Genomic DNA, 21966 nt, shown 5'->3' with positions numbered 1-21966 from the left:
GGAGGACCACTAGTTACCAACGAAAACGCAGTTGCGCCTGGGGCTCAGATGCAACAGCCGGTTGCGTGCCATCGATCACGGCTGGCTGGGCCGGGGCTTCGCCAGCAGGAATTTCCTGCAGCTTGGCCAGGCTCAATTGGGTGCGCAGTTGTTCGGCGCTGCCATTGACGCGATACACAATCCGATTGCCATCCACCCACTGCGGCTGGCCGCCAAAGGGCTCCAGCAAACGACCCAGGGCGGCGTAGCGCTCAAGGTTCATGCCTTGTACTTCAAGCAGTTGCTCAGTGCTCACGCCCGGCTTGACCGCAAAGCGTGGCGCCAGCTTTTGGCTGACCGCCAGCAATACCGCATCGGCGAGCGCGGCAGTGTCAGCGCCTTGGGCGGTGCCCTCCTCAGCCTTGTCGCCCAGCCACAGGCGCCATTTGGCCTGCCATTGACTGCCTTCCTGGCGCGCATGCACCGCCAGCAAAGCATCGGCACCGTAACGCTCGGAGGCTGCGCGCAAAGGCGTGGCGTCGGGGCTTTCAAGATTCGGCGCGGTGGCGACTACCTGTTCATCCAGGTCTCCCAACGGCAAGCGCAGCGGCAGCCCCCTGTGTTGCGCGGCTCGGCGCAGGGCCTGGGCAACGGCCTGGCCATCGCCGACCAGGCTGCTGCCTTCAGTTGAATCGTTCAGCCACCAACCCAGGATCGACGGCCGGTTGCTGCCCCAGATCGACAGGCCGGCATCACGCAATGCGCGGTCGGTGCTGACCGGGTCGAAGTCCACTTGCAGGCTTTCCGGCGGTCCGGCGTCGTAGCCGTACTGGCTGATGATTTGTTGCGGGTCTTTGCGGATCGCTGCCAGGCCCGGGCCATCGGCGGCCTTGGCGTCGCCGGTCAGGCGGATCACCAGGGTCTGCACGGCACGCTGGGTGGCCTGGTCGCGCTCTTGGGGCGACTGGCTGCTGACCGGTTCAAGTACTTGATAGAGGCCATTGAGGGTTTCGGCATGACTCGCCAGGCTGACCAACGACAAACAGCCCACAAAGAAGAATTTACACAGACGCATGGAAGATTCCCGAACGACAAATTTAGCGGTTGGAACAGACCGCGTGATCTCGGTTTGGCAAGGCTGTGACACAGCGACCGGTAAAACATTCACAGGGTCCCGGTAAGTTTTCATACTGTCATAACGCTAGCGAGCTCAAGGCTATACCTTAATACGCACGATTACCGGCCCGATTTGCATTTTTTTGAGCTCATATGCCCTGCCCGTCGGCCCGAGGATGGCCGCTGCCCCTCAAGCCTGATAAAATCGCGCGCCTTCGCAGACCGTCAACGGCAGGGCCCTTTCCAAAAGCCCCCGCCCGCCCGGTCGTTACCCAGAAATCCCCCCTAAAGGCCTGGATCATGAGCAAGCAACCCTCCCTGAGCTACAAGGACGCCGGTGTAGACATCGACGCCGGTGAAGCATTGGTCGAACGCATCAAGAGCGTCGCCAAGCGCACTGCGCGCCCTGAAGTCATGGGTGGCCTGGGCGGTTTTGGCGCCCTCTGCGAAATCCCGGCCGGCTACAAGCAGCCTGTACTGGTGTCCGGCACCGACGGCGTAGGCACCAAGCTGCGCCTGGCCCTGAACCTGAACAAGCACGACAGCATCGGCATCGACCTGGTCGCCATGTGCGTCAACGACCTGGTGGTGTGCGGCGCCGAGCCGCTGTTCTTCCTCGACTACTACGCCACCGGCAAGCTCAATGTCGAGACCGCGACCCAGGTCGTGACCGGCATCGGCGCCGGCTGCGAATTGTCGGGTTGCTCCCTGGTCGGCGGTGAAACCGCTGAAATGCCAGGCATGTACGAAGGCGAAGACTACGACCTGGCCGGCTTCTGTGTCGGTGTGGTGGAAAAAGCCGAGATCATCGACGGCTCCAAAGTAGCTGCTGGTGACGCCCTGCTCGCCCTGCCATCGTCCGGCCCGCACTCCAACGGCTACTCGCTGATCCGCAAGATCATCGAAGTGTCCGGCGCCGACATCGAGAACATCCAGCTCGACGGCAAGCCACTGACCGACCTGTTGATGGCGCCCACCCGCATCTACGTCAAGCCACTGCTCAAGCTGATCAAGGACACCGGCGCCGTCAAAGCCATGGCCCACATTACCGGTGGCGGCCTGCTAGACAACATCCCGCGCGTACTGCCAAAAGGTGCCCAGGCGATCGTCGACGTGGCCAGCTGGCAGCGCCCGGCAGTCTTCGATTGGCTGCAGGAAAAAGGCAACGTCAACGAAACCGAAATGCACCGCGTGCTGAACTGCGGCGTAGGCATGGTGATCTGCGTCGCGCAGGAACACGTTGAAACCGCGTTGAACGTGCTGCGTGAAGCCGGCGAACAACCTTGGGTCATTGGCCAGATCGCCACTGCTGCCGAAGGCGCAGCCCAGGTTGAACTGAAGAACCTCAAGGCTCACTGATGCCCCAGACCTGTGATGTCGTGGTGCTGCTTTCCGGCACCGGCAGTAACTTGCAGGCCCTGATCGACAGCACGCGCACCGGCGACAGCCCGGTGCGCATCGCTGCGGTGATTTCCAACCGCAGCGACGCCTACGGTCTGCAACGCGCCCGAGACGCGGGTATCGACACCCGCGCTCTGGATCACAAGGCGTTCGAAGGTCGCGAGGCCTTCGACAGCGCCTTGATCGAACTGATCGACGCCTTCAACCCCAAACTTGTTGTCCTTGCCGGTTTCATGCGCATCCTCAGCGCAGATTTCGTCCGGCACTACGAAGGGCGCCTGCTCAATATCCACCCCTCCCTGCTGCCCAAGTACAAAGGCATGCACACCCACCAGCGCGCTCTCAACGCCGGCGACCGTGAACATGGCTGCAGCGTGCACTTTGTGACCGAGGAACTCGATGGCGGGCCTCTGGTCGTACAGGCAGTGGTTCCGGTAGAGTCAGGCGACTCGGCGCAGACGCTTGCGCAACGGGTTCATACCCAGGAACACAGGATTTACCCGCTGGCTGTTCGCTGGTTTGCCGAAGGACGGTTGATTCTTGGCGACCAGGGTGCATTATTGGACGGCCAGTTACTCGCGGCCAGCGGCCACTTGATTCGAACCTAGGAGATTTTATGCGTCGCGCCCTGCTTTTCGCTTTTGCGCTGTTCGCTTTGCCTGCCGTACAAGCGGCAGACCTTCACCCCTTCTCCGTCAGCTACACCGCCGACTGGAAACAACTGCCCATGAGCGGTTCGGCTGAACGCAGCCTGAGCAAGAATGGCGACGGTACCTGGACCTTGAATTTCAAGGCCTCGATGATGATTGCCAGCCTGACCGAAACCAGTGTGATCCTGTTCGACAAGGACACCCTGCAACCCAAGAGCTACAGCTTCGAACGCGGCGGCCTGGGCAAGGCGAAGAAGATCAATCTGGACTTCGACCAGAGCGCCAAGAAAGTCACCGGCTTTGAAAACAAAGACCCGGTCAATGTCACGCTCGAAAGCGGCATGCTCGACAAGTCCACCTACCAACTTGCTCTGCAACGCGATGTTGCCGCGGGCAAGAAGAGCATGAGCTACCGCGTGGTTGAGGGTACTGATACCGATACCTACGACTTCCGCGTAATCGGCTCGGAAAAGGTCCAGACCAAGGTCGGTTCGATCGACGCGATCAAGGTCGAGCGCGTGCGCGACCCGTCGCAGAGCAAGCGCATCACACAGATGTGGTTTGCCAAGGACCAGGGCGGCATTCTGGTTGCCCTGCGTCAGGTTGAGACTGACGGCAAGGAGTACAACATCATGCTGCAAGATGGCACTGTTGACGGTAAGGCCGTCAAAGGCAGCTGATTGCTGATGCACCGGAAAAGAGCCTCGCTGAATGCGGGGCTTTTTTTTGCCTGGGATTTCGGGGGGAGCCACTACCACTCGCAGGCAGGCCAGATCCCACATTGGAATGCATTTCCCGGTGGGAGCTGGCTTGCCTGCGATAGCGGCGGCAGAACCAAACTCGATAAACAGGCCGATCCCAACATGAAACTTTTGTCATAAATCCCTTGCAGCTGCGGCGCAATGTCGCGGTTTACGAGGCCTGCAGCATTGTTGCGTTCCCCGCAATGAATTATTGCGCGCAAAATCGGTTTACTTAGCAAGCTAACAAATCATATAACAGAACCCTGCGACGACTTGCCGCAGATCAACCAGAGATTGGAGCAAGCAGATGACTGTAAAAGTAACTGAACGCGACGATGAACATATGTCCCATGAGGCAGTAGGCCACGGGATTCACATCTGGGATGTCCATCAGCAAGACGTATTGGTCGGCATGTTTCACAACGAGAGCGACGCCAACAATTATAAAAACGAGCTCGAAACTCTCGAACTGCAACGCCAGGCAAAAAGCTCCTGAAGTTCTGAAATCATGTTGACGCCCGGCCCACGCAGCCGGGCCGTCTACAAGAAACCGCGCCTTTGGAGCGCGGTTTTTTTATTAAGAGACTCCACCTTTACGTTGATTCCGGCCACCCATGCCCGAAGCATCATCGCCGTAAATTAATGTAACAAAAGTACACACAAATAATGATTCTCGATATCATTCGTGCGCCTTTCATTCAGGCTGACGATCAGGGAATCAATTTGATGCACGGAAATAGCAGGAAGCCAGAAAATGCGTTACTGGAACGCTGGAGCGAAGCACTTGCCACTGCGCAATTTCAGACCAGCCACGTCACCCTCGAAGCCCTGATCAATACGCTGGCACCTGCCGCCGAACGTAGCTTCCAACGCCTGATCCAAGCATTGTTTCGTGAAAGCCTGCTGGACCCCAGCGCTCTCCTTTATGACGAACATGGGCATTGCTCGCTGACACTGGCTTGCCAGGCCCGATTGCGTTTCGAACATTTGCACCCTGGCCGCATGGCAAGCTGGGACCTGCGTGGCGAAGTCATCCTGTTGCGCGAAGGCCAGCCCGAACAGAAAATCCAGTTCCCATCGCAGTTGTTGACGTTGCTTAACGCCAGCCTCGAGTCGCCTGCCGACCGGGAAGTGCTCAACCGCCTCAACGTAGAGATCGACGACAGCTTCATCAACGACACCTTGTGCCTCGCCTTCCATGAGCAATGGACGCTCAAGCTGCATGCGTCAATGGACCCGGTGCATCAAGACAACCTGCTGAGTCATCTCAAGAACAGCCCGAGCGTTATCAACCCGACTTCCGTGCTTGAACAGTGGGGAACATTGGGTCACCCATGGCACCCCAACTACAAGACCAAGCTGGGCCTGAATACCGCACAAGTCATCAACTATTCGCCGGAGTTCGAAGCACGCTTCCCGGTGCTGCTGTGCGCGCTGCATCGCCAGTTTGCCCATGTCGAAAAGTTGGCCGGTACCGCCGACTACTGGCAGTGGTGGAGCGAGCACTTCCCGCAGGCAGCACGGCAATTGACCGCAGCCCTGCAAGCGCAGGGCCTTCAGGCAGACGATTATCTGCCGTTGCCTGCCCACCCTTGGCAGGCACGCCAGGAGTTGCCTCAACTGTTCGCCAACGAAATCGGCGACAAACTGCTGGTGCTGACCGATATCGTCGCGTTTACTGCCCACCCCACCATGTCATTCAGAACCGTGTTGCCTGAAGGCCGTCGCGATGCACCGATGGTCAAACTGCCCGTGTCACTGCGCCTGACCAGCGTACAGCGCACCGTATCGCCGCGTTCAGCGCGCATGGGCCCACGGATCAGCCATCTGCTGCTGAGCATCCTGGAACGCGAGCCTGCGATTCAAAAATGCCTGAACATCGTTCCCGAGCGGATCGGTGTGCATTTCCAGCCACAACCGGCCAATGACGAGCACTCCCGCCACTTGGCGGTGCTCTATCGCGACAATCCCCAGAGCCAGCTCCAGCCGGACGAAATGGCCGTGCCGGTGGGCAGCCTGTTTGCCATTGATCAACACGGCCAGCCGCTGCTGCGCCAATGGGTGCGCCTGAGCCAAGGCAAGGATGACGCGGCGGCCATGCTCGCCTTCTTCCATGATTACGCGGCGATCAGTGTGCCGGTGCTGCTGGGCATGTATTTACGCTACGGCATCGCTTTTGAGGCCCATCAACAGAACTCCTTCATGGTGATGGCCGCAGACGGACAATTGAGCCGTCTTCTGTTGCGCGACTTCGGCGATATCCGAATCGACCGCAAAACCTTGCACGCCCACGGCCTGGACATTGAACTGCACGACCCGAAGATGACGCTGTACGACGACGCAGGTTTCGTACGGGACAAGCTGCTGCACACCGTTTTCATGTGCCATCTGGGCGAGCTCATCCTGCTTGCCGCGCGCCACTTCGACATCCCCCAGGCGCTGCTCTGGAATGAACTGTCAGCTCAGGTCAGCCAGTGTTTTGACGACATGCGCTCGCAGGTTGATCCGCAGCGCTGGGCCACCGAGCGCGAAGCACTGCTGGAGCAAGCATGGCCGGCCAAGTCGTTCATGCGCATGCGCCTGCTGGAGAGTCATGCCGATATCGTCGGGCGGTTGCCTAACCCGTTGAGCGCGGCCGCCAATGCCGACTAACAACACAGCGCTGCGGCTGCTGGTGGTGATTCAGTTGGTGTCGATGGGGGCGATGGAAATGAGCGGCCCGTTCTGGCCGCTGCAAATCCAGAAGTTGCTGGGCACTGCAAATGCCCAGTACACCGGCCTGCTGTCTTCGCTGGTGTATGCCGGGCCGATGATGGCAGCAATGATTCTCACACCCATGTGGGGGAAGCTGGGCGACCGTACCGGCCATAAGCCCATGATCATCCGCGCGTTGCTGGCACTGGCGGTGTGCCAGGCGCTGGCTGCGATAACGCCTGATCCGTGGTGGCTGGTGGTCATCCGCGTGGTGCAAGGTGCGTTGGCCGGCTTCATTGCAGCGGCCCAAGCCTACGCACTGGCCTGCTGCGGCGAGGGTGGGCGCGGGCACATTCTTGCACGACTGCAATCAGCCACCGCTGTAGGCTCCCTGGCCGGACCGGTATTGGGCGGCTGGCTCATGGACATATCCGGTTTCGCATTGCTGTGCTACAGCGCCACCGTCGTCTGCCTGTTGTGCGCGATAATCAGCGCGTTTTTACCCAGCGACTCACCACGATCGAGACCTGCCCGCCCATCGAAGCCTGTCGCACTGCCCAAAGGCTGGCTTGGCGCGATGTTGGGAATCATCGTATTGATCCAGGCAGCCAGGATGATGCCGCAACCGTTTTACGCTTTATATGTTGCCGAGGTTTTGCAGGCGCCCGCGTGGCTGATCGGCGCCAGCTATGGCGCCAGCGCCTTGACCCTGGCACTGTCTGCGCCGTTATGGGGCCGCCTGTTCGATCGACATCAGCCAGCACATACGCTGCGCATCATCGAATGGGTCACCTGGGCCTGCGCCCTCACGCTGGCCTGCACGGCGCTGGCCAGTGAATGGTTAGGGTTCATCGCCAGCCGGTTGCTGTGGGGCGTGTGGCAGGGAGCTTTGCTGCCCGTGGCCTACACGCTGATCGCCAATACCGTCGCGTCCAGCCAGCAGGGTTTTGCCCTGGGTATGGGTAACAGCGCCGCCAAAGCAGGTGCGCTGTGCGGCGCCTTGATAGGCGGTATCGGCATGGGGTGGGTGGGCCTGGCGCACAGCTTCTGGCTGGTCGCACTGACCTATGCCTTGGCCGCCGTGAGTATCCGCGCGATCCGTTCATATACGCGAGCGCCTGAGACACCCGATTTTTCTGTCAATACTTCTAATAACTCTGAGACAAACCCATGAATAAATCGCAATTGGCCGTTCTGCTGCCGCTTCTCGGCTCGATGAGTGCGCCCGCCTGGGCCGATCAGACAGAGCAGACACAGGCAGCCCCGACCAGTCTGCAACTGCAGGCGACAGTGGTATCGGCCACGCGCAGCGAAACCAGCATTGCGCAGATTCCAGGCTCAGTGCAGGTGATCAATGAAGCGCAAATCCGCCAGCAGACCGGGGCAGGACGTCGGGTTGCAGATATCCTCGGCCAACTGGTGCCTGGCATTGCCCCTTCCAGCGGCGGCATGAGCAACTTCGGCCAGACGCTTCGCGGGCGCAATACCCTGATCCTGATCGACGGGGTTTCGCAAAACGCCACGCGCGACAACTTCCGCCAGCTCAACAGCGTGGCACCGGAAAGCATCGAGCGTATCGAAGTGATCTCCGGCGCCAGCAGCGTCTACGGCGCAGGCGCATCGGGCGGCATCATCAACATCATCACCAAACGCAACCAAGGTGAAGACCTGGCGTTCAGCAGCAAGATCGGCATGACCGCCGGCAACAACCTCAGCCACAAGGGGTTCGCTTACCAGGCGTTCCAAAGCGCCACCGGGCGCAAAGGCCCGGTGGACTGGTACCTCTCGGGCAACACCGTGCAGCGCAACGATCAGTTCGACGGTAATGGCAAGCGCATTCCCCAGGACACGTCCCAGGGCAGCAACATGGACACCGATACCTACGACCTGCAAGGTCGCTTCGGCTATGAGCTTGATGACGACAAGAAGATCAGCCTGTCGCTGCAAGACTACAAGGACGAACAAGACACCCGCTACACCAAGAACCCCCGCATCACCAGCAACGCAGTCGCCGTAAAAGGCCTGGACCTGGGCGACCAACCCTACACCCACAACCAGGCGGTCAACCTCAACTACGCCGACAAGGATTTCTACGGCCAGGGCCTGCAGATCGAAAGCTACTGGCGGCGGGCCGACGCCCTGTTCTTTCCAGACCTGTCCCGAGGCCGGGCAGGCGTGTCAGATAACAACAGCGTGCAGGACGTCTACGGCCTGCGTGCAGCGGTCGATACCCAGATGCCGGACATCGGCCCGGCAACGGGCAACCTGGTATGGGGCGCGGACTACGACCATGAAACCTCACGCCAGCGTGGCGACCAATACCGGGTCAATGGCCTGACCTACACGAAAACCGGTACCACGTTCGAACTGGGTCCAGATATCGAGACCACCACCAAAGCCATCTTTGGCCAGCTCTCCTACGACATCGACAACTGGACCTTGCGCGGTGGCGTACGTCGCGAATGGATTGAAAGCAAGGTCTCCGACAGCATCGCATACGGCGAAATCGTCCAGACCGGCAACCGCGCGACACTGCCCGGCGGCACGCTCAAATACGATGACACGCTGTATAACCTCGGTGCGGTGTACCACCTGACCGATAACCAGGATGTGTTCGTCAACTTCAGCCAGGGCTTTTCCCTGCCGGATATCCAGCGCTTCCTGCGTGACGTGAACAGCAAATACGATATCCAGGATCTCAATGCCCAGGCCTTGAAAGTCGATAGCTACGAGCTGGGCTGGCGTGGCGACTGGGACAAGTGGCAGGCCAGTGTCACCGCGTACGAAAACACCTCGGATGTCACGCAGTTCTATGATGCCAATGATCGTGTGCTGCGCCTGATCAATCAGAAAGAACGCGTGCGTGGCGTCGAAACCGGCCTGACCTATAACATCAGCGACCAATGGTCCGTCGGCGGTACTTACGCTTACGCCAAAGGCGAGACCCAGCAGAACGGCAAGTGGATCGACCTGCCTGCCACCCGCATCTCCCCCGCCAAGACCACAGCCTTTGTCGGCTATGAGCGTGACGACTACAGCCTGCGCTTGCAGGGTATGCGCCTGGCCAATTATGACGCGGCGGCCAAAGACAACAACGGCCGCGATATCCAGGGCTACACCCTGGTCGACCTGCTGGGCTCGGTAAGGCTACCGGTAGGCCGCCTCGAAGGTGCGGTGTACAACCTCACCAACCGCAACTACCAAAACATGTTCGCCCAGGCCAACGCCCGCGCACCGTACCCGAATGCCGAGGGTCGTACCTTCAGCCTGAGTTACGCAGTGGATTGGTAACCGGCTGGTGCTGCACGCTTAAAACACAAACCCCGCCTTTTGGCGGGGTTTGTCATTTCCAGCGGCTTACCACATCAGATCATCAGGGATCTGGTAAGCGGCGTATGGATCGTCTTCATCCGGCACCTGGCTTTCGGTGAGGATGTTGAGCTGCACGATACGCTCCGGAGCACGCTCCTGGATTTTGAGCGCCGCTTCGCGCGGGATCACCTCGTAGCCGCCACCGTGGTGCACGATGGCCAGGGAGCCGTTGCTCAGCTTGTTGCGCATCAGCGTGTTGACCGACAGGCGCTTGACCTTCTTGTCATCCACGAAGTTGTAGTAGTCCTCGGTGGTCAGCTTGGGCAGGCGCGAGGTCTCGATCAGTTGCTTGACCTGGGCGGTACGCGCCTTGGCCTCGGCTTTTTCCTGCTGCTGACGGTTCAGCTCCTGGTCACGCTTGACCTTCTCGGCGTGTGCCTCAGCAGCCAGGCGCGCCTGGGTGTCATCGACTTCGGCCTGGCCTTTGTGGACCAGGCGCTGCTGTTTCTGTTTCTCTTTGCCGACCTGCTTGGCCTGCTTTTGGTTGACCAGACCTGCTTTGAGCAACTGGTCGCGAAGGGAAAGGCTCATGGTGCTTACTCACTTAGGCAACTGCTCAACCGCAGCTGGACACATTCTTTTCCTGACGTTTGGCTTCACCCCAGAGGGCGTCCAACTCTTCGAGGGTGCAATCTTCTATGGGTTGGTGTGTATCGCGCAATGCCTGTTCGATAAATCGGAAACGTCGTTCGAACTTGGCATTGGCACCGCGCAAGGCGGTTTCCGGGTCGACCTTGAGGTGACGGGCCAGGTTGACCGCGGCAAACAGCAGGTCGCCGACTTCATCGGCGATGGCCGCCGCATCGTTATCGGCCATGGCTTCGAGCACTTCGTCCAACTCTTCGCGCACGTTGTCCACCACCGGCAACGCGGAAGGCCAGTCGAAACCAACCTGGCTGGCGCGCTTTTGCAATTTGGCCGCACGGGACAACGAGGGTAAGGCGGTGGGCACATCATCGAGTAGGGAGAGTTGCTCGGGAACGTCGGACTTTTCTGCGCGCTCCTCAGCTTTGATCTGCTCCCAGCGCTCCTTGACCTGTTCTTCGCTCAACTGCGGGATATCCAGCGGTGCGTACAGGTCGCCGGTTGGGAACACGTGAGGATGCCGGCGAATCAACTTACGAGTGATGCTGTCGATCACGCCGGCAAATTCGAAGCGCCCTTCTTCCCGGGCCAGTTGGCTGTAATACACCACCTGGAACAGCAGGTCGCCCAGCTCGCCTTGCAGATGGTCAAAGTCGCCGCGCTCGATGGCGTCGGCCACTTCATAGGCTTCTTCCAGCGTGTGCGGGACGATGGTGGCGTAGGTTTGCTTGATGTCCCACGGGCAGCCGTACTGCGGGTCGCGCAGGCGGCTCATCAGGTGCAGCAGGTCTTCGAGTGAATACATCGTATCTCTTTCCGCTGAAAATCCAATGTGGGAGCTGGCTTGCCTGCGATGCTTGCGACTCGGTGCTTCAGTTAAACCGAGGTGATGCTATCGCAGGCAAGCCAGCTCCCACAGAAAACAACTCCACATGTCAGTCGGCTGTCATCCCGCTAATCATGGGGTGCGGTTGCGCCGGGTTTCGATGATGTTCGGCAACTGGGAAATCCGCCCCAGCAACCGTCCCAGTGCGTCCAACCCCGGAATCTCGATGGTCAGGGACATCAACGCAGTGTTGTCTTCCTTGTTCGAACGGGTGTTGACCGCCAGCACGTTGATCCGCTCGTTGAGCAGCACTTGCGAGACGTCACGCAGCAAGCCGGAACGGTCGTAGGCACGGATGATAATGTCCACCGGGTAAGTGAGCACCGGCACCGGGCCCCAGCTGACCTGGATGATCCGCTCCGGTTCGCGCCCGCCCAGTTGCAGCACCGAGGCGCAATCCTGGCGGTGAATGCTCACGCCACGGCCCTGGGTGATGTAGCCGACAATGGCGTCGCCCGGCAACGGCTGGCAGCAGCCGGCCATTTGCGTCATCAGGTTGCCCACGCCCTGGATCTGGATATCGCCACGCTTGCCCGGCTTGTAGCCAGTGGCTTTGCGCGGGATCAGCTCCAACTGTTCGTTGCCGCGCTCCGGCTCGACCAGTTGCTGGGCCAGGTTGACCAGTTGCGCCAGGCGCAGGTCGCCCGCGCCGAGGGCCGCGAACATGTCTTCGGCGATCTTCATGTTGGCCTTTTCGGCCAGCTTGTCGAAGTCCACCTGAGGCAGGCCCAGGCGCGCCAGTTCGCGTTCAAGCAAGGTCTTGCCAGCGGCGACGTTCTGGTCGCGCGCCTGCAGTTTGAACCAGTGGACGATCTTCGCCCGCGCCCGCGAGGTGGTGATGTAGCCAAGGTTCGGGTTCAGCCAGTCGCGGCTCGGCGTACCGTGCTTGCTGGTGATGATCTCGACCTGTTCACCGGTTTGCAGGCTGTAGTTGAGCGGCACGATGCGCCCGTTGATCTTGGCGCCGCGGCAGTTATGCCCGATTTCGGTGTGCACGCGGTAGGCGAAGTCCAGCGGCGTGGCGCCCTTGGGCAAGTCGATGGCGTGGCCGTCAGGCGTGAAGATATAGACCCGGTCCGGCTCGATATCCACCCGCAGTTGTTCGGCCAGGCCGCCGATGTCGCCGAGCTCCTCGTGCCATTCCAGCACTTGGCGCAGCCAGGAAATTTTCTCTTCGTACTGGTTGGACCCGGCCTTGACGTCGGTGCCCTTGTAGCGCCAGTGCGCACACACCCCCAGCTCGGCTTCTTCGTGCATGGCGTGGGTGCGGATCTGCACTTCCAGCACCTTGCCTTCAGGGCCGATTACCGCCGTGTGCAGCGAGCGATAGCCGTTTTCCTTGGGGTTGGCGATGTAGTCGTCGAATTCCTTGGGAATGTGCCGCCACAGCGTGTGGACGATACCCAGCGCGGTGTAGCAGTCGCGCATTTCCGGCACCAGCACGCGCACCGCACGCACGTCGTAGATCTGGCTGAAGGCCAGGCCCTTGCGCTGCATTTTGCGCCAGATGGAATAGATGTGCTTGGCGCGGCCGCTGATATCGGCGTCCACGCCGGTAGCCTGCAACTCCGAACGCAACTGGCCCATCACGTCGCTGATAAAGCGCTCGCGATCCAGGCGCCGCTCGTGCAGCAACGTGGCGATCTGTTTGTATTGGTCGGGCTCAAGGTAGCGAAAGGACAAATCCTCCAGCTCCCACTTGATGTGGCCGATGCCCAGGCGATGGGCCAGTGGCGCGTAGATGTCGAAGACTTCGCGGGCCACACGGTTGCGCTTTTCATCATCGGCGGTCTTCACCGCACGGATCGCGCAGGTACGCTCGGCCAGCTTGATCAGGGCGACGCGCACATCGTCGACCATCGCTACCAGCATTTTGCGCAGGTTTTCTACCTGGCCCTGGGTGCCCAGCACCATGGACTGACGCGGGCTGAGGCTGGCACTGATGGCGGCCATGCGCAGCACGCCGTCGATCAGCTTGGCCACCACCGCGCCGAAACGCTGGCTGACCAGAGGCAACGCAATGTGCCCTTCGCGCACGCCGCGATAGAGCACGGCGGCGATCAGCGAATCCTGGTCCAACTTGAGATCGGCGAGGATCTCGGCGATTTCCAGGCCAGTGCGAAAACTTGAAGTCCCTTCGGCCCACAGGTTCTTGGCCGCATTGTCTTGCTGTTCAGACTCACGAGCGAACTCGCAGGCTGCTTTCAAGGCTTCACGGTCCAGTGCCGGGTCGACACTGACGGCATGATCCAGCCATGCCTCGAGATTGATACTGCCGTCGGTGTTGATCGGCTGGTGTGCTCTCACCTGTACCATCTTGCTTACCTTCCCTACGACGCACCTTCGATGCGCCAAAATCATCGCCGACTTTACTGCGAGCTCCGTGGCAGTGTTCAGGCCCTGGAGAACGCAGGCCAGTCGGATTAAACGGGCATCCTAGCCCGCTTCAAATAACGCCATGGCCTCGACATGCGCGGTCTGCGGAAACATGTCGAGGATCCCGGCACGCTTTAGCCGGTAGCCTTGCTTGACCAACTCAACCGTGTCCCGCGCCAGCGTGGCTGGGTTGCAGGACACATACACCAGGCGCTTGGCCCCCAAGGCTGCAAGTTTGCGCACAACCTCCAGGGCACCATCGCGGGGTGGGTCCAAGAGTACCGCAGAAAAGCCCTGTTTGGCCCATTCTGCGTCGGTCAAAGGCTGGGACAAATCGGCCTGAAAAAACTGTGCGTTATGCAAATGGTTGCTGACGGCATTGAGGGCCGCACGGTCCACCATGGCCTGTACGCCCTCCACCGCCACCACTTCGCGTACGTGGCGAGCCAGTGGCAGGGCGAAGTTGCCCAGGCCGCAAAACAGGTCCAGTACCCGTTCGTCGGCTTGTGGCGCCAGCCATTGCAGCGCTTGGGCGACCATCGCCTGGTTGACCCCGGCGTTGACCTGCACAAAGTCGCCCGGCCGGTACGCCAGCTCCAGATCCCACGCCTCCAAACGGAAGCCCAAGGCCTGACCCGGCTCGACGGGCTCCGGCTGCCCTTCCCCGTGCAGCCACAATTGGGCGTCATGGAAGGTGCAGAATTCCTTGAGGATCTGCAGGTCAGCCTCGGACAACGGCGCCATATGCCGCAGCAACACGGCGATGGACGAACCGCTGAACAACTCGACATGCCCCAACGCCTGCGGTTTACTCAAGCGACGCAGCATCGTTGGCAAACGCTGCATGATCGGTTGCAAGGCCTGTACCAGCACCGGGCAATCATCGATAGCGACGATGTCCTGACTGGCCACGGCGCGAAAACCCACTTCGAGTTTCTTTGCCTTGGCGTCCCAACGTACGGCCACACGGGCGCGGCGCCGATAACCGAACTCCGGCCCGCTCAACGGCGCTGCCCACTCCTGTGGCTCGACACCGGCCACCCGGGACAATTGCTCGGCAAGCATGCGCTGTTTCAGGGCAAGTTGTTCTTCATGGGGCAGGTGCTGCACGCTGCAACCGCCGCAGCGGCCAACATGGGCGCAGGGTGCCGGGCGACGCAACTCGCTGGCCTGGAACACCCGCTCGGTGCGCGCCTCGACCACTTTGCCATGGGCGCCCAACACCCGTGCCTCCACCTCTTCGCCGGCCAACGCACCGTTCACAAACCAGGTGCGGCCTTCAAAGAACACGATGCCCCGGCCATCATTGGCCAGGCGCTCGATGGTCAGGCGCTGTTTCTTGCCCACAGGTATCTGTGGGGCCCGGCTGCCGCCCGTCGGTTGGAAGCGCAGGCCTCTCTCGTGCTTGGCCATCAGTTGGGTTCGTCGAAAATGCCGGTCGACAGGTAACGGTCGCCTCGGTCACAGATGATCGCGACGATCACCGCGTTTTCCACTTCTTTGGACAAGCGCAACATACCGGCCACGGCGCCGCCGGAGGACACGCCGCAGAAGATGCCTTCTTCACGGGCCAGGCGGCGCGTGGTGTCTTCGGCTTCGCGCTGGGCCATGTCGATGATGCGGTCTACCCGCGTCGCGTTGTAGATCTTCGGCAAATACTCTTCGGGCCAGCGGCGAATACCCGGGATGGCCGCGCCTTCCATCGGTTGCAGGCCGACAATCTGGATCGCCGGGTTCTGCTCCTTGAGGTAGCGCGAGTTGCCCATGATGGTACCGGTGGTGCCCATGGAGCTGACGAAGTGAGTGATGGTGCCCTGGGTCTGGCGCCAGATCTCCGGGCCGGTGCTGGTGTAGTGCGCCTCGGGGTTGTCGCCGTTGGCGAACTGATCGAGCACCACGCCACGGCCTTCGGCGGCCATGCGCTCGGCAAGATCGCGGGCGCCTTCCATGCCTTCTTCCTGGGTCACCAGGATCAGCTGGGCGCCATAGGCGGTCATCGCCGCCTTGCGCTCGGCACTGCCGTTGTCGGGCATGATCAGCACCATCTTGTAACCCTTGATCGCTGCGGCCATGGCCAGGGCGATCCCGGTGTTACCCGAGGTGGCTTCGATCAGGGTATCACCGGGTTGGATCTGCCCACGCAACTCGGCGCGGGCGATCATCGACAGCGCCGGGCGGTCTTTGACCGAGCCGGCCGGGTTGTTGCCCTCGAGTTTGAGCAACAGGGTATTGCTGGTTTCACCCGCCATGCGTTGCAAGCGGACCAGGGGCGTGTTGCCGACGCAATCGGCGATTGTTGGGTACTGCAAGGTCATGGCGTATTCGCAATCCAGACTGCGGGGCGCACATCATACCGGGAAAGGCCGGCGGGCCATATCACGCAAAGTGTGGTGCTTATGGCTTAAAGGCATAAGCCGGGTTTATGACGGGTCACCATGGTTGCGCTGGAATACTTCATCGCCCATCGCAGCAATCTGCCCTTCGATCAGCGCTTCAAAGGGTTTGAGCAGTGGCTCGAACGACGTCGGCGCTTCCAATACCTGCAACGCTTGCGTGATCGCTTCGACCGTCGACAAGGCGCCAGGCCCCGGCGCCTTGCGCAAGCGATAGCGGGAAACGCTGCCTTCAGCCAACGTCACCCGGGGCAATGCCGCCAGCAAAGGGTTGAGGTGCAGCAGTTTGCGCGCCTTGCGCCAGGTGCCATCGGGAACCACCAACAGCAGTGGCTGATCGTCAGGTGCGTAGGCGTGCAGCGGCTCGGCATCATCCGCCGGAAACAACAGGCGTGCCCGATAGCCAGGCGGGTTCAATAGCGTCGCAAGGTCATCAAACACCTCCCCCACCACCAACTGCGCGTTGTTCAGGCCCAACGCCGCCAACCGTGCAGTATTGAGCGCATGGCCGACCTCGCTCGGGTGCTGCAACACCAACACACGAGTGCGGCTGTCAAGGTGGGGGATCAGCGCACAAAGGCAGTGCGTGGTCGGGCGCAGGCAGCGCGGGCAATGGGGTCGGGACATGGTGTTTTCAGGCCTGGTTGAGCTGGGTCTTGAGCAAATCGCGGAAGGTCTGGATCAGTGGCTCGCGGCTGCGGCCACGGCGCATGATCAGCGAAAACGGCGCCTGGTAGCCGAAGGTCGCCGGCAGCAAAACGCGCAGATCGCCCTTGTCAGCCCAGGCCTGGGCGTAGTGTTCGGGCAGGTAGCCAATATAAGCGCCCGACAGCACCAGAATCAGTTGCGCCTCCATACTTTCCACCGTGGCAGCGCTGTGCTTGAAGCCGTGGCGCGCCAACTCGGCCTGGCTCCAGTAACCCCGCCCGACCATGCGTTGCTGGGTGATCACTTGTTCCGGGATGCGCCGCTCGTTGAACAATGGGTGCCGGGTGCTGCAATACAACCAGTGCTGTTCGCGGTACAGCGGCATGTAGACCAGCCCGCTCATGCGGTTGGAAAACGCACCGATGGCCAGGTCCAGGCGGTTGTCCTGCACCCCCAGTTGCAATTCGTAGGGGCTCATCACCGACAGGTGCAAATGCACTGCCGGGTGCTCCAGGCTGTAGGCGCCAATCACTTCGGCGAACGGCAAGGCCTTGTCGCTGACGGTGGAGTCGAGCACTCCGAGCTTGAGGGTGCCGCGCAATTCGCCTTTCAACGCGGCGGCGTACTGCTCGAAACCTTCGAGTTCGCCCAACAGGCGCAGGGTTTCCTGATGAAACAGCTCGCCCTTGCTGGTCAGGCTGAAGCCGCCACGGCCACGATGACACAGCACCAGGCCCAAGGCTGACTCGAGTTGGCTCATGTAGGTGCTGATGGCCGACGTCGACAGGTTGAGTTCGTGCTGGGCGTTGGCAAACCCTTGGTGGCGCACGACGCTGACGAAGATGCGCAGGAGTTTCAGGTCGGGCAAGGCGTTGGCCATGGGGGCTCCAATGAAGCGTGACGCAGAGCATCACAGGATGCATCCCCACGCAGAGCGTGGGAACGATCAACTGTAGGAGCGAGCTTGCTCGCGAAAAACCTGAGGACGCCGCGTACATTCTGGGGCTGCGCATCATCGTTGACGTTTTTCGCGAGCAAGCTCGCTCCTACAGGGATCAGGGAGTTTAACTCAGGCTTTAGTTTAGAAAAATCTGAACTAAGTATTTGCCTCTGCCGATTCTTCCTAAGCCAGGCTTTTCGCAGAATCGGCCATCAATAAACAAAACAACGATGAGGCAATCCCGTGGACAAGATTTTCCACCAACCACTGGGCGGCAACGAAATGCCGCGCTTCGCCGGCATCGCCACCATGATGCGTCTTCCCCACCTGCAAACCGCCAAGGGCCTGGATGCCGCCTTCGTCGGCGTGCCCCTGGATATCGGCACCTCGCTGCGCGCCGGTACGCGCTTCGGCCCACGGGAAATCCGCGCCGAGTCGGTGATGATCCGTCCCTACAACATGGCCACCGGCGCCGCACCGTTCGACTCACTGTCGGTGGCCGATATCGGCGACGTGGCGATCAATACCTTTAACCTGCTCGACGCGGTGCGCATCATCGAAGAGGCCTACGACGAGATCCTCGAGCACGACGCCATCCCCCTGACCCTGGGTGGCGACCACACCATCACCCTGCCGATCCTGCGGGCGATCCACAAAAAACATGGCAAGGTCGGGCTGGTGCACATCGATGCCCACGCCGACGTCAACGACCATATGTTCGGCGAGAAAATTGCCCACGGCACCACCTTCCGCCGCGCCGTGGAAGAAGGCTTGCTCGATTGCGACCGCGTGGTGCAGATCGGCCTGCGCGCCCAGGGGTATACCGCCGAAGACTTCAACTGGAGCCGCAAGCAAGGCTTCCGCGTGGTCCAGGCCGAAGAATGCTGGCATCACTCCCTCGCGCCGCTGATGGCCGAAGTGCGAGAAAAAGTCGGCGGCGGCCCGGTGTACCTGAGCTTCGACATCGACGGCATCGACCCCGCCTGGGCACCCGGCACCGGCACCCCGGAAATCGGCGGGCTGACCACCATCCAGGCCATCGAAATCATCCGTGGCTGCCAGGGCCTCGATCTGATTGGTTGCGACCTGGTAGAAGTTTCGCCGCCTTACGACACCACCGGCAATACCTCGTTGCTGGGCGCCAACTTGCTGTACGAGATGCTCTGCGTACTGCCTGGCGTCGCGCATCGCTGATAAGGCGAACGCGCTGAGAACAATAAAAACCGCGTCTTCACACTCACAACCAAGGGGATCGCACAGATCCCCGACAACGATGTACCTGACTTTCGCTCGCGTGTTTACCGAGCCAGCTGCCGCCTGATCGCCCATAAAAAATATAATCGGAGAACCGCCGTCATGGCTTTGGATTTATTCGTCGTACTCATCTACGCCGCCGGCATGCTGGTGCTCGGCTACTACGGCATGCGTCGCGCCAAGACCCACGAAGACTACCTGGTCGCCGGCCGTAACCTCGGACCGTCACTGTACATGGGCACCATGGCCGCCACGGTGCTGGGCGGTGCCTCCACCGTCGGCACCGTGCGCCTGGGGTATGTGCATGGCATTTCGGGTTTCTGGCTGTGCGCCGCGCTCGGCGCGGGCATCATTGCCCTGAACCTGTTCCTGGCCAAGCCGCTGTTGAAGCTGAAAATCTTCACCGTCACCCAGGTCCTGGAAAAACGCTACAACCCCATGGCCCGCCAGGCCAGCGCGGTGATCATGCTGGCCTACGCGCTGATGATCGGCGTGACCTCGATCCTGGCCATTGGCACCGTGCTGCAAGTGCTGTTTGACCTGCCGTTCTGGATGTCGGTACTGGTGGGCGGCGGCGTGGTGGTGGTGTATTCGACCATCGGTGGCATGTGGTCGCTGACCCTCACCGATATCGTGCAATTCGTGATCAAGACCGTCGGCCTGATGTTCATCCTGTTGCCGATCTGCCTGTACCGCGTCGGTGGCTGGGATGAACTGGTGGCCAAACTGCCGGCGTCGAGCTTCAGCTTCACCGCTATCGGCTGGGACACGATCATCACCTACTTCATGATCTACTTCTTCGGCATCCTGATCGGCCAGGATATCTGGCAACGGGTCTTCACCGCCCGTGACGAAAAGGTCGCCCAGTACGCAGGCACTTTCGCCGGCTTCTATTGCATCCTGTACGGCCTGGCCTGTGCGCTGATCGGCATGGCTGCCCATGTGCTGATCCCGGACCTGGACAACGTCAACAATGCCTTCGCCGCGATCGTCAAAGCTTCGCTGCCGGACGGCATTCGCGGCCTGGTCATCGCCGCCGCGCTGGCCGCCATGATGTCCACCGCCAGCGCCGGCCTGCTCGCCGCCTCCACCGTATTGACCGAAGACCTGCTGCCCCGCCTGCGCGGCGGTAAGGCGTCGAGCCTGCGCATCAACCGCCTGTTCACCCTGTTGACCGGCGTTGCCGTGCTGGGTATCGCATTGGTGGTGAACGATGTGATCAGCGCCCTGACCCTGGCCTATAACCTGTTAGTGGGCGGTATGTTGGTGCCCTTGATCGGCGCGATCTTCTGGAAGCGCGCGACCACCTCGGGCGCAATCACGTCCATGAGCTTGGGCTTTGTGACCGCGCTGGTATTTATGTTCAAGGATGGGTTGGATGCAAATACGCCGATCTACTACAGCCTGGCGGTGGCGCTGGTGAGCTTTGTACTGGTGAGCCTGCTGTCGCGTCGGCCGGCCAAGGTGGCGGCTGCGGTGGTTTGAGCTATAACAGGGACGGGGATATTTTCTTCAGCGGGCGCGACGTCGGAGGTCGCGCCCGTTTTTTTCGCCTGGTGCAAAACAACTGTGGGAGCGGGCTTGCTCGCGAAAGCGGTGTGTCATTCAACCTTATTTTGGCTGATACACCCTATTCGCGAGCAAGCCCGCTCCCACATTTTTTAAACCGCGTGATTAGCGGCGACGTGGCCGACGTTGCTCGTCATCCGTGCGAATCGGCACCGGTTGCAGCGGAGGCTCGATCAAGCCCAATGCAACGCCGAGGTCGTGGAGCCAGTTTTGGATTTTCTCTTTCATGATTGCCCCCTTTGAGGGTAGTGCTGGCCGGCGTGAGTACTGTCGCCGTTTCCTACAGTGATAGTAGCCCTAAGTCCTAGGTAATGCTTGAAGGAAACCACAACGAACTATTACTGAATTGATCCGAATCCTGACGGATCGTTCAAGCAATGGCATGTGTGTCTTGCACGCATCGCGGGTTGCCGTCTTGCTGCAGGTCGATCCATGCATTGAGGTTAGCGCCGAGCATGCCCTTTCGCCACATCAGCCAGGTGGTCGCAGTGGCAAAAGGCCCAGTCAGCGGATGAACGGACACGCTGTCCTTGCCGGGCAGGCTTGCGAGCATGGACTCAGACATCAACGCCACGCCGGAACCTGCGATCACGCAGGCGAGCATGCCTTGGTAGGACTCGATCTCGATCGCCCGCCCCATCGCCACACGCTCATGGGAAAACCAGGTTTCCAGGCGCGTGCGGTAGGCGCAACTGCGCCGGAACGTGAATACTGCACGGCCCGCCACATCCTGGGGGCCACGCACCGGCGGATGATCGGCCTCGCAAATCAGCACCAGGCGCTCTTCGCACAGCGGTACGCCATCCAGGGTGGCGATGGTCAGAGGGCCGTCGACGAAGGCTGCGTCCAGGCGCCCGGTAATCAGCCCTTCCAGCAACTCCCCGCTGGGCGCCGACTGCACCTGCAGATTCACCATGGGGTAAGTCTTGTGATAGCGCGCCAGCAGCTTCGGCAAATGAACCGCGGCGGTGCTGTACATGCTGCCCAATACGAAATCACCAGCCGGTTGCCCGCCTTGTACGGCGCCGTGGGCTTCATTGTGCAGCGCCAGCAGGCGGGTGCTGTAGTCCAGTAGTACCTTGCCTGCCGGAGAAAGCTGCAAACGCTGGCGCTCGCGCACGAACAGATCGACACCGAGTTGCTCTTCCATTTGTTTAAGCCGGGTCGACAGATTTGAGGGAACGCGGTGCAGGCGCTCAGCGGCGCGGGTGATGGAGCCCTCTTCCGCCACGGCCTGGAAAATGCGCAATTGACTGAACTCCATTGCTTTCTCCAAAACTGAACAAGTTACTCACTATTATTCAATTTTACAGAAAGTCAATCCGTCTTAGCCTGCAAGGCATTCGCTTCTTTGCAGGAA

The 21966-nt window shown here is 60.7% G+C and carries 19 protein-coding genes and 1 pseudogene; 9 read left to right on the top strand and 11 right to left on the bottom strand.

Annotated elements, in window-relative coordinates; translation table 11 throughout:
• Positions 1-13: 13 nt before the first annotated feature.
• Entirely contained in the window at positions 14-1054 is a 1041-nt protein-coding gene (locus HBO10_RS12810) for a DUF2066 domain-containing protein (protein ID WP_034128325.1), read from the bottom strand.
• A 341-nt stretch (positions 1055-1395) separates the two neighbouring features.
• On the opposite strand from HBO10_RS12810, the gene purM reads away from it, so the two are divergent.
• The 7 genes from purM (at position 1396) to HBO10_RS12775 (ending at position 9874) form a co-directional block, all read left to right on the top strand.
• Positions 1396-2454 carry a phosphoribosylformylglycinamidine cyclo-ligase gene (gene purM, locus HBO10_RS12805; protein WP_014719398.1) on the top strand — a complete coding sequence of 353 codons (1059 nt, stop codon included), beginning with the start codon at positions 1396-1398 and terminating at the stop codon, positions 2452-2454.
• A complete protein-coding gene (gene purN, locus HBO10_RS12800) occupies positions 2454-3104 on the top strand; it encodes a phosphoribosylglycinamide formyltransferase (RefSeq protein WP_034128324.1) in 651 nt (216 codons plus the stop codon). Before purM ends, purN begins: the two co-directional genes overlap by 1 nt.
• 8 nt (positions 3105-3112) lie before the next feature.
• Entirely contained in the window at positions 3113-3826 is a 714-nt protein-coding gene (locus HBO10_RS12795) for a DUF3108 domain-containing protein (RefSeq protein ID WP_014719399.1), read from the top strand.
• A 370-nt stretch (positions 3827-4196) separates the two neighbouring features.
• Positions 4197-4385 carry a hypothetical protein gene (locus HBO10_RS12790; RefSeq protein WP_034128323.1) on the top strand — a complete coding sequence of 63 codons (189 nt, stop codon included), beginning with the start codon at positions 4197-4199 and terminating at the stop codon, positions 4383-4385.
• Positions 4386-4615: 230 nt separating this feature from the next.
• The gene (locus HBO10_RS12785; RefSeq protein WP_034128414.1) at positions 4616-6541 is read left to right on the top strand and encodes an IucA/IucC family protein; all 1926 of its coding nucleotides are present in this window, start codon (positions 4616-4618) and stop codon (positions 6539-6541) included.
• The gene (locus HBO10_RS12780) at positions 6531-7757 is read left to right on the top strand and encodes an MFS transporter (RefSeq protein WP_034128322.1); all 1227 of its coding nucleotides are present in this window, start codon (positions 6531-6533) and stop codon (positions 7755-7757) included. The genes HBO10_RS12785 and HBO10_RS12780 overlap by 11 nt, the downstream gene beginning before the upstream one ends.
• A complete protein-coding gene (locus tag HBO10_RS12775; protein WP_034128321.1) occupies positions 7754-9874 on the top strand; it encodes a TonB-dependent receptor in 2121 nt (706 codons plus the stop codon). The genes HBO10_RS12780 and HBO10_RS12775 overlap by 4 nt, the downstream gene beginning before the upstream one ends.
• A 66-nt stretch (positions 9875-9940) precedes the next feature.
• Here HBO10_RS12775 and HBO10_RS12770 read toward each other — a convergent pair whose 3' ends face one another.
• From HBO10_RS12770 to HBO10_RS31310, 8 genes and pseudogenes are all read right to left on the bottom strand, one after another.
• The gene (locus HBO10_RS12770; protein WP_014719402.1) at positions 9941-10486 is read right to left on the bottom strand and encodes a DUF2058 domain-containing protein; all 546 of its coding nucleotides are present in this window, start codon (positions 10484-10486) and stop codon (positions 9941-9943) included.
• Between the two features lie 25 nt (positions 10487-10511).
• Positions 10512-11345 carry a nucleoside triphosphate pyrophosphohydrolase gene (gene mazG / locus HBO10_RS12765; RefSeq protein ID WP_034128320.1) on the bottom strand — a complete coding sequence of 278 codons (834 nt, stop codon included), beginning with the start codon at positions 11343-11345 and terminating at the stop codon, positions 10512-10514.
• A 153-nt stretch (positions 11346-11498) separates the two neighbouring features.
• Complete coding sequence (gene relA / locus HBO10_RS12760) at positions 11499-13742, bottom strand: GTP diphosphokinase (RefSeq protein ID WP_003193076.1); 2244 nt, start codon at positions 13740-13742, stop codon at positions 11499-11501.
• A 120-nt stretch (positions 13743-13862) separates the two neighbouring features.
• The gene (rlmD, locus tag HBO10_RS12755; protein WP_034128319.1) at positions 13863-15215 is read right to left on the bottom strand and encodes a 23S rRNA (uracil(1939)-C(5))-methyltransferase RlmD; all 1353 of its coding nucleotides are present in this window, start codon (positions 15213-15215) and stop codon (positions 13863-13865) included.
• The gene (gene cysM / locus HBO10_RS12750) at positions 15215-16117 is read right to left on the bottom strand and encodes a cysteine synthase CysM (protein ID WP_034128318.1); all 903 of its coding nucleotides are present in this window, start codon (positions 16115-16117) and stop codon (positions 15215-15217) included. The genes rlmD and cysM overlap by 1 nt, the downstream gene beginning before the upstream one ends.
• Before the next feature lie 105 nt (positions 16118-16222).
• Positions 16223-16822 carry a DTW domain-containing protein gene (locus HBO10_RS12745; protein ID WP_034128317.1) on the bottom strand — a complete coding sequence of 200 codons (600 nt, stop codon included), beginning with the start codon at positions 16820-16822 and terminating at the stop codon, positions 16223-16225.
• Positions 16823-16829: 7 nt separating this feature from the next.
• Positions 16830-17723: a LysR family transcriptional regulator gene (locus HBO10_RS12740; RefSeq protein WP_034128316.1), complete on the bottom strand. Its 894-nt coding sequence runs from the start codon at positions 17721-17723 to the stop codon at positions 16830-16832.
• Between the two features lie 68 nt (positions 17724-17791).
• A pseudogene (locus HBO10_RS31310) lies at positions 17792-17902 on the bottom strand (outer membrane lipoprotein carrier protein LolA); the annotation flags it as partial.
• Between the two features lie 124 nt (positions 17903-18026).
• On the opposite strand from HBO10_RS31310, the gene speB reads away from it, so the two are divergent.
• Positions 18027-18977 (top strand): agmatinase, encoded by a 951-nt coding sequence (gene speB / locus HBO10_RS12735; protein ID WP_034128315.1) that lies wholly within the window; start codon positions 18027-18029, stop codon positions 18975-18977.
• A 162-nt stretch (positions 18978-19139) separates the two neighbouring features.
• Positions 19140-20522 (top strand): sodium:solute symporter, encoded by a 1383-nt coding sequence (locus HBO10_RS12730; RefSeq protein ID WP_034128314.1) that lies wholly within the window; start codon positions 19140-19142, stop codon positions 20520-20522.
• 189 nt (positions 20523-20711) lie between these two features.
• Here HBO10_RS12730 and HBO10_RS31305 read toward each other — a convergent pair whose 3' ends face one another.
• Both HBO10_RS31305 and HBO10_RS12725 read right to left on the bottom strand, forming a co-directional pair.
• Positions 20712-20834 carry a PA1414 family protein gene (locus HBO10_RS31305; protein WP_003193089.1) on the bottom strand — a complete coding sequence of 41 codons (123 nt, stop codon included), beginning with the start codon at positions 20832-20834 and terminating at the stop codon, positions 20712-20714.
• 142 nt (positions 20835-20976) lie between these two features.
• Positions 20977-21870 carry a LysR family transcriptional regulator gene (locus HBO10_RS12725; protein ID WP_034128313.1) on the bottom strand — a complete coding sequence of 298 codons (894 nt, stop codon included), beginning with the start codon at positions 21868-21870 and terminating at the stop codon, positions 20977-20979.
• Positions 21871-21966 lie beyond the last annotated feature (96 nt).

This window comes from Pseudomonas sp. WS 5503, from assembly GCF_012985385.1.
Lineage (GTDB): Bacteria > Pseudomonadota > Gammaproteobacteria > Pseudomonadales > Pseudomonadaceae > Aquipseudomonas > Aquipseudomonas paracarnis.
Note: the sequence above shows the minus strand (reverse complement) of the source record. Positions and strands in the feature narration are given on the sequence as shown.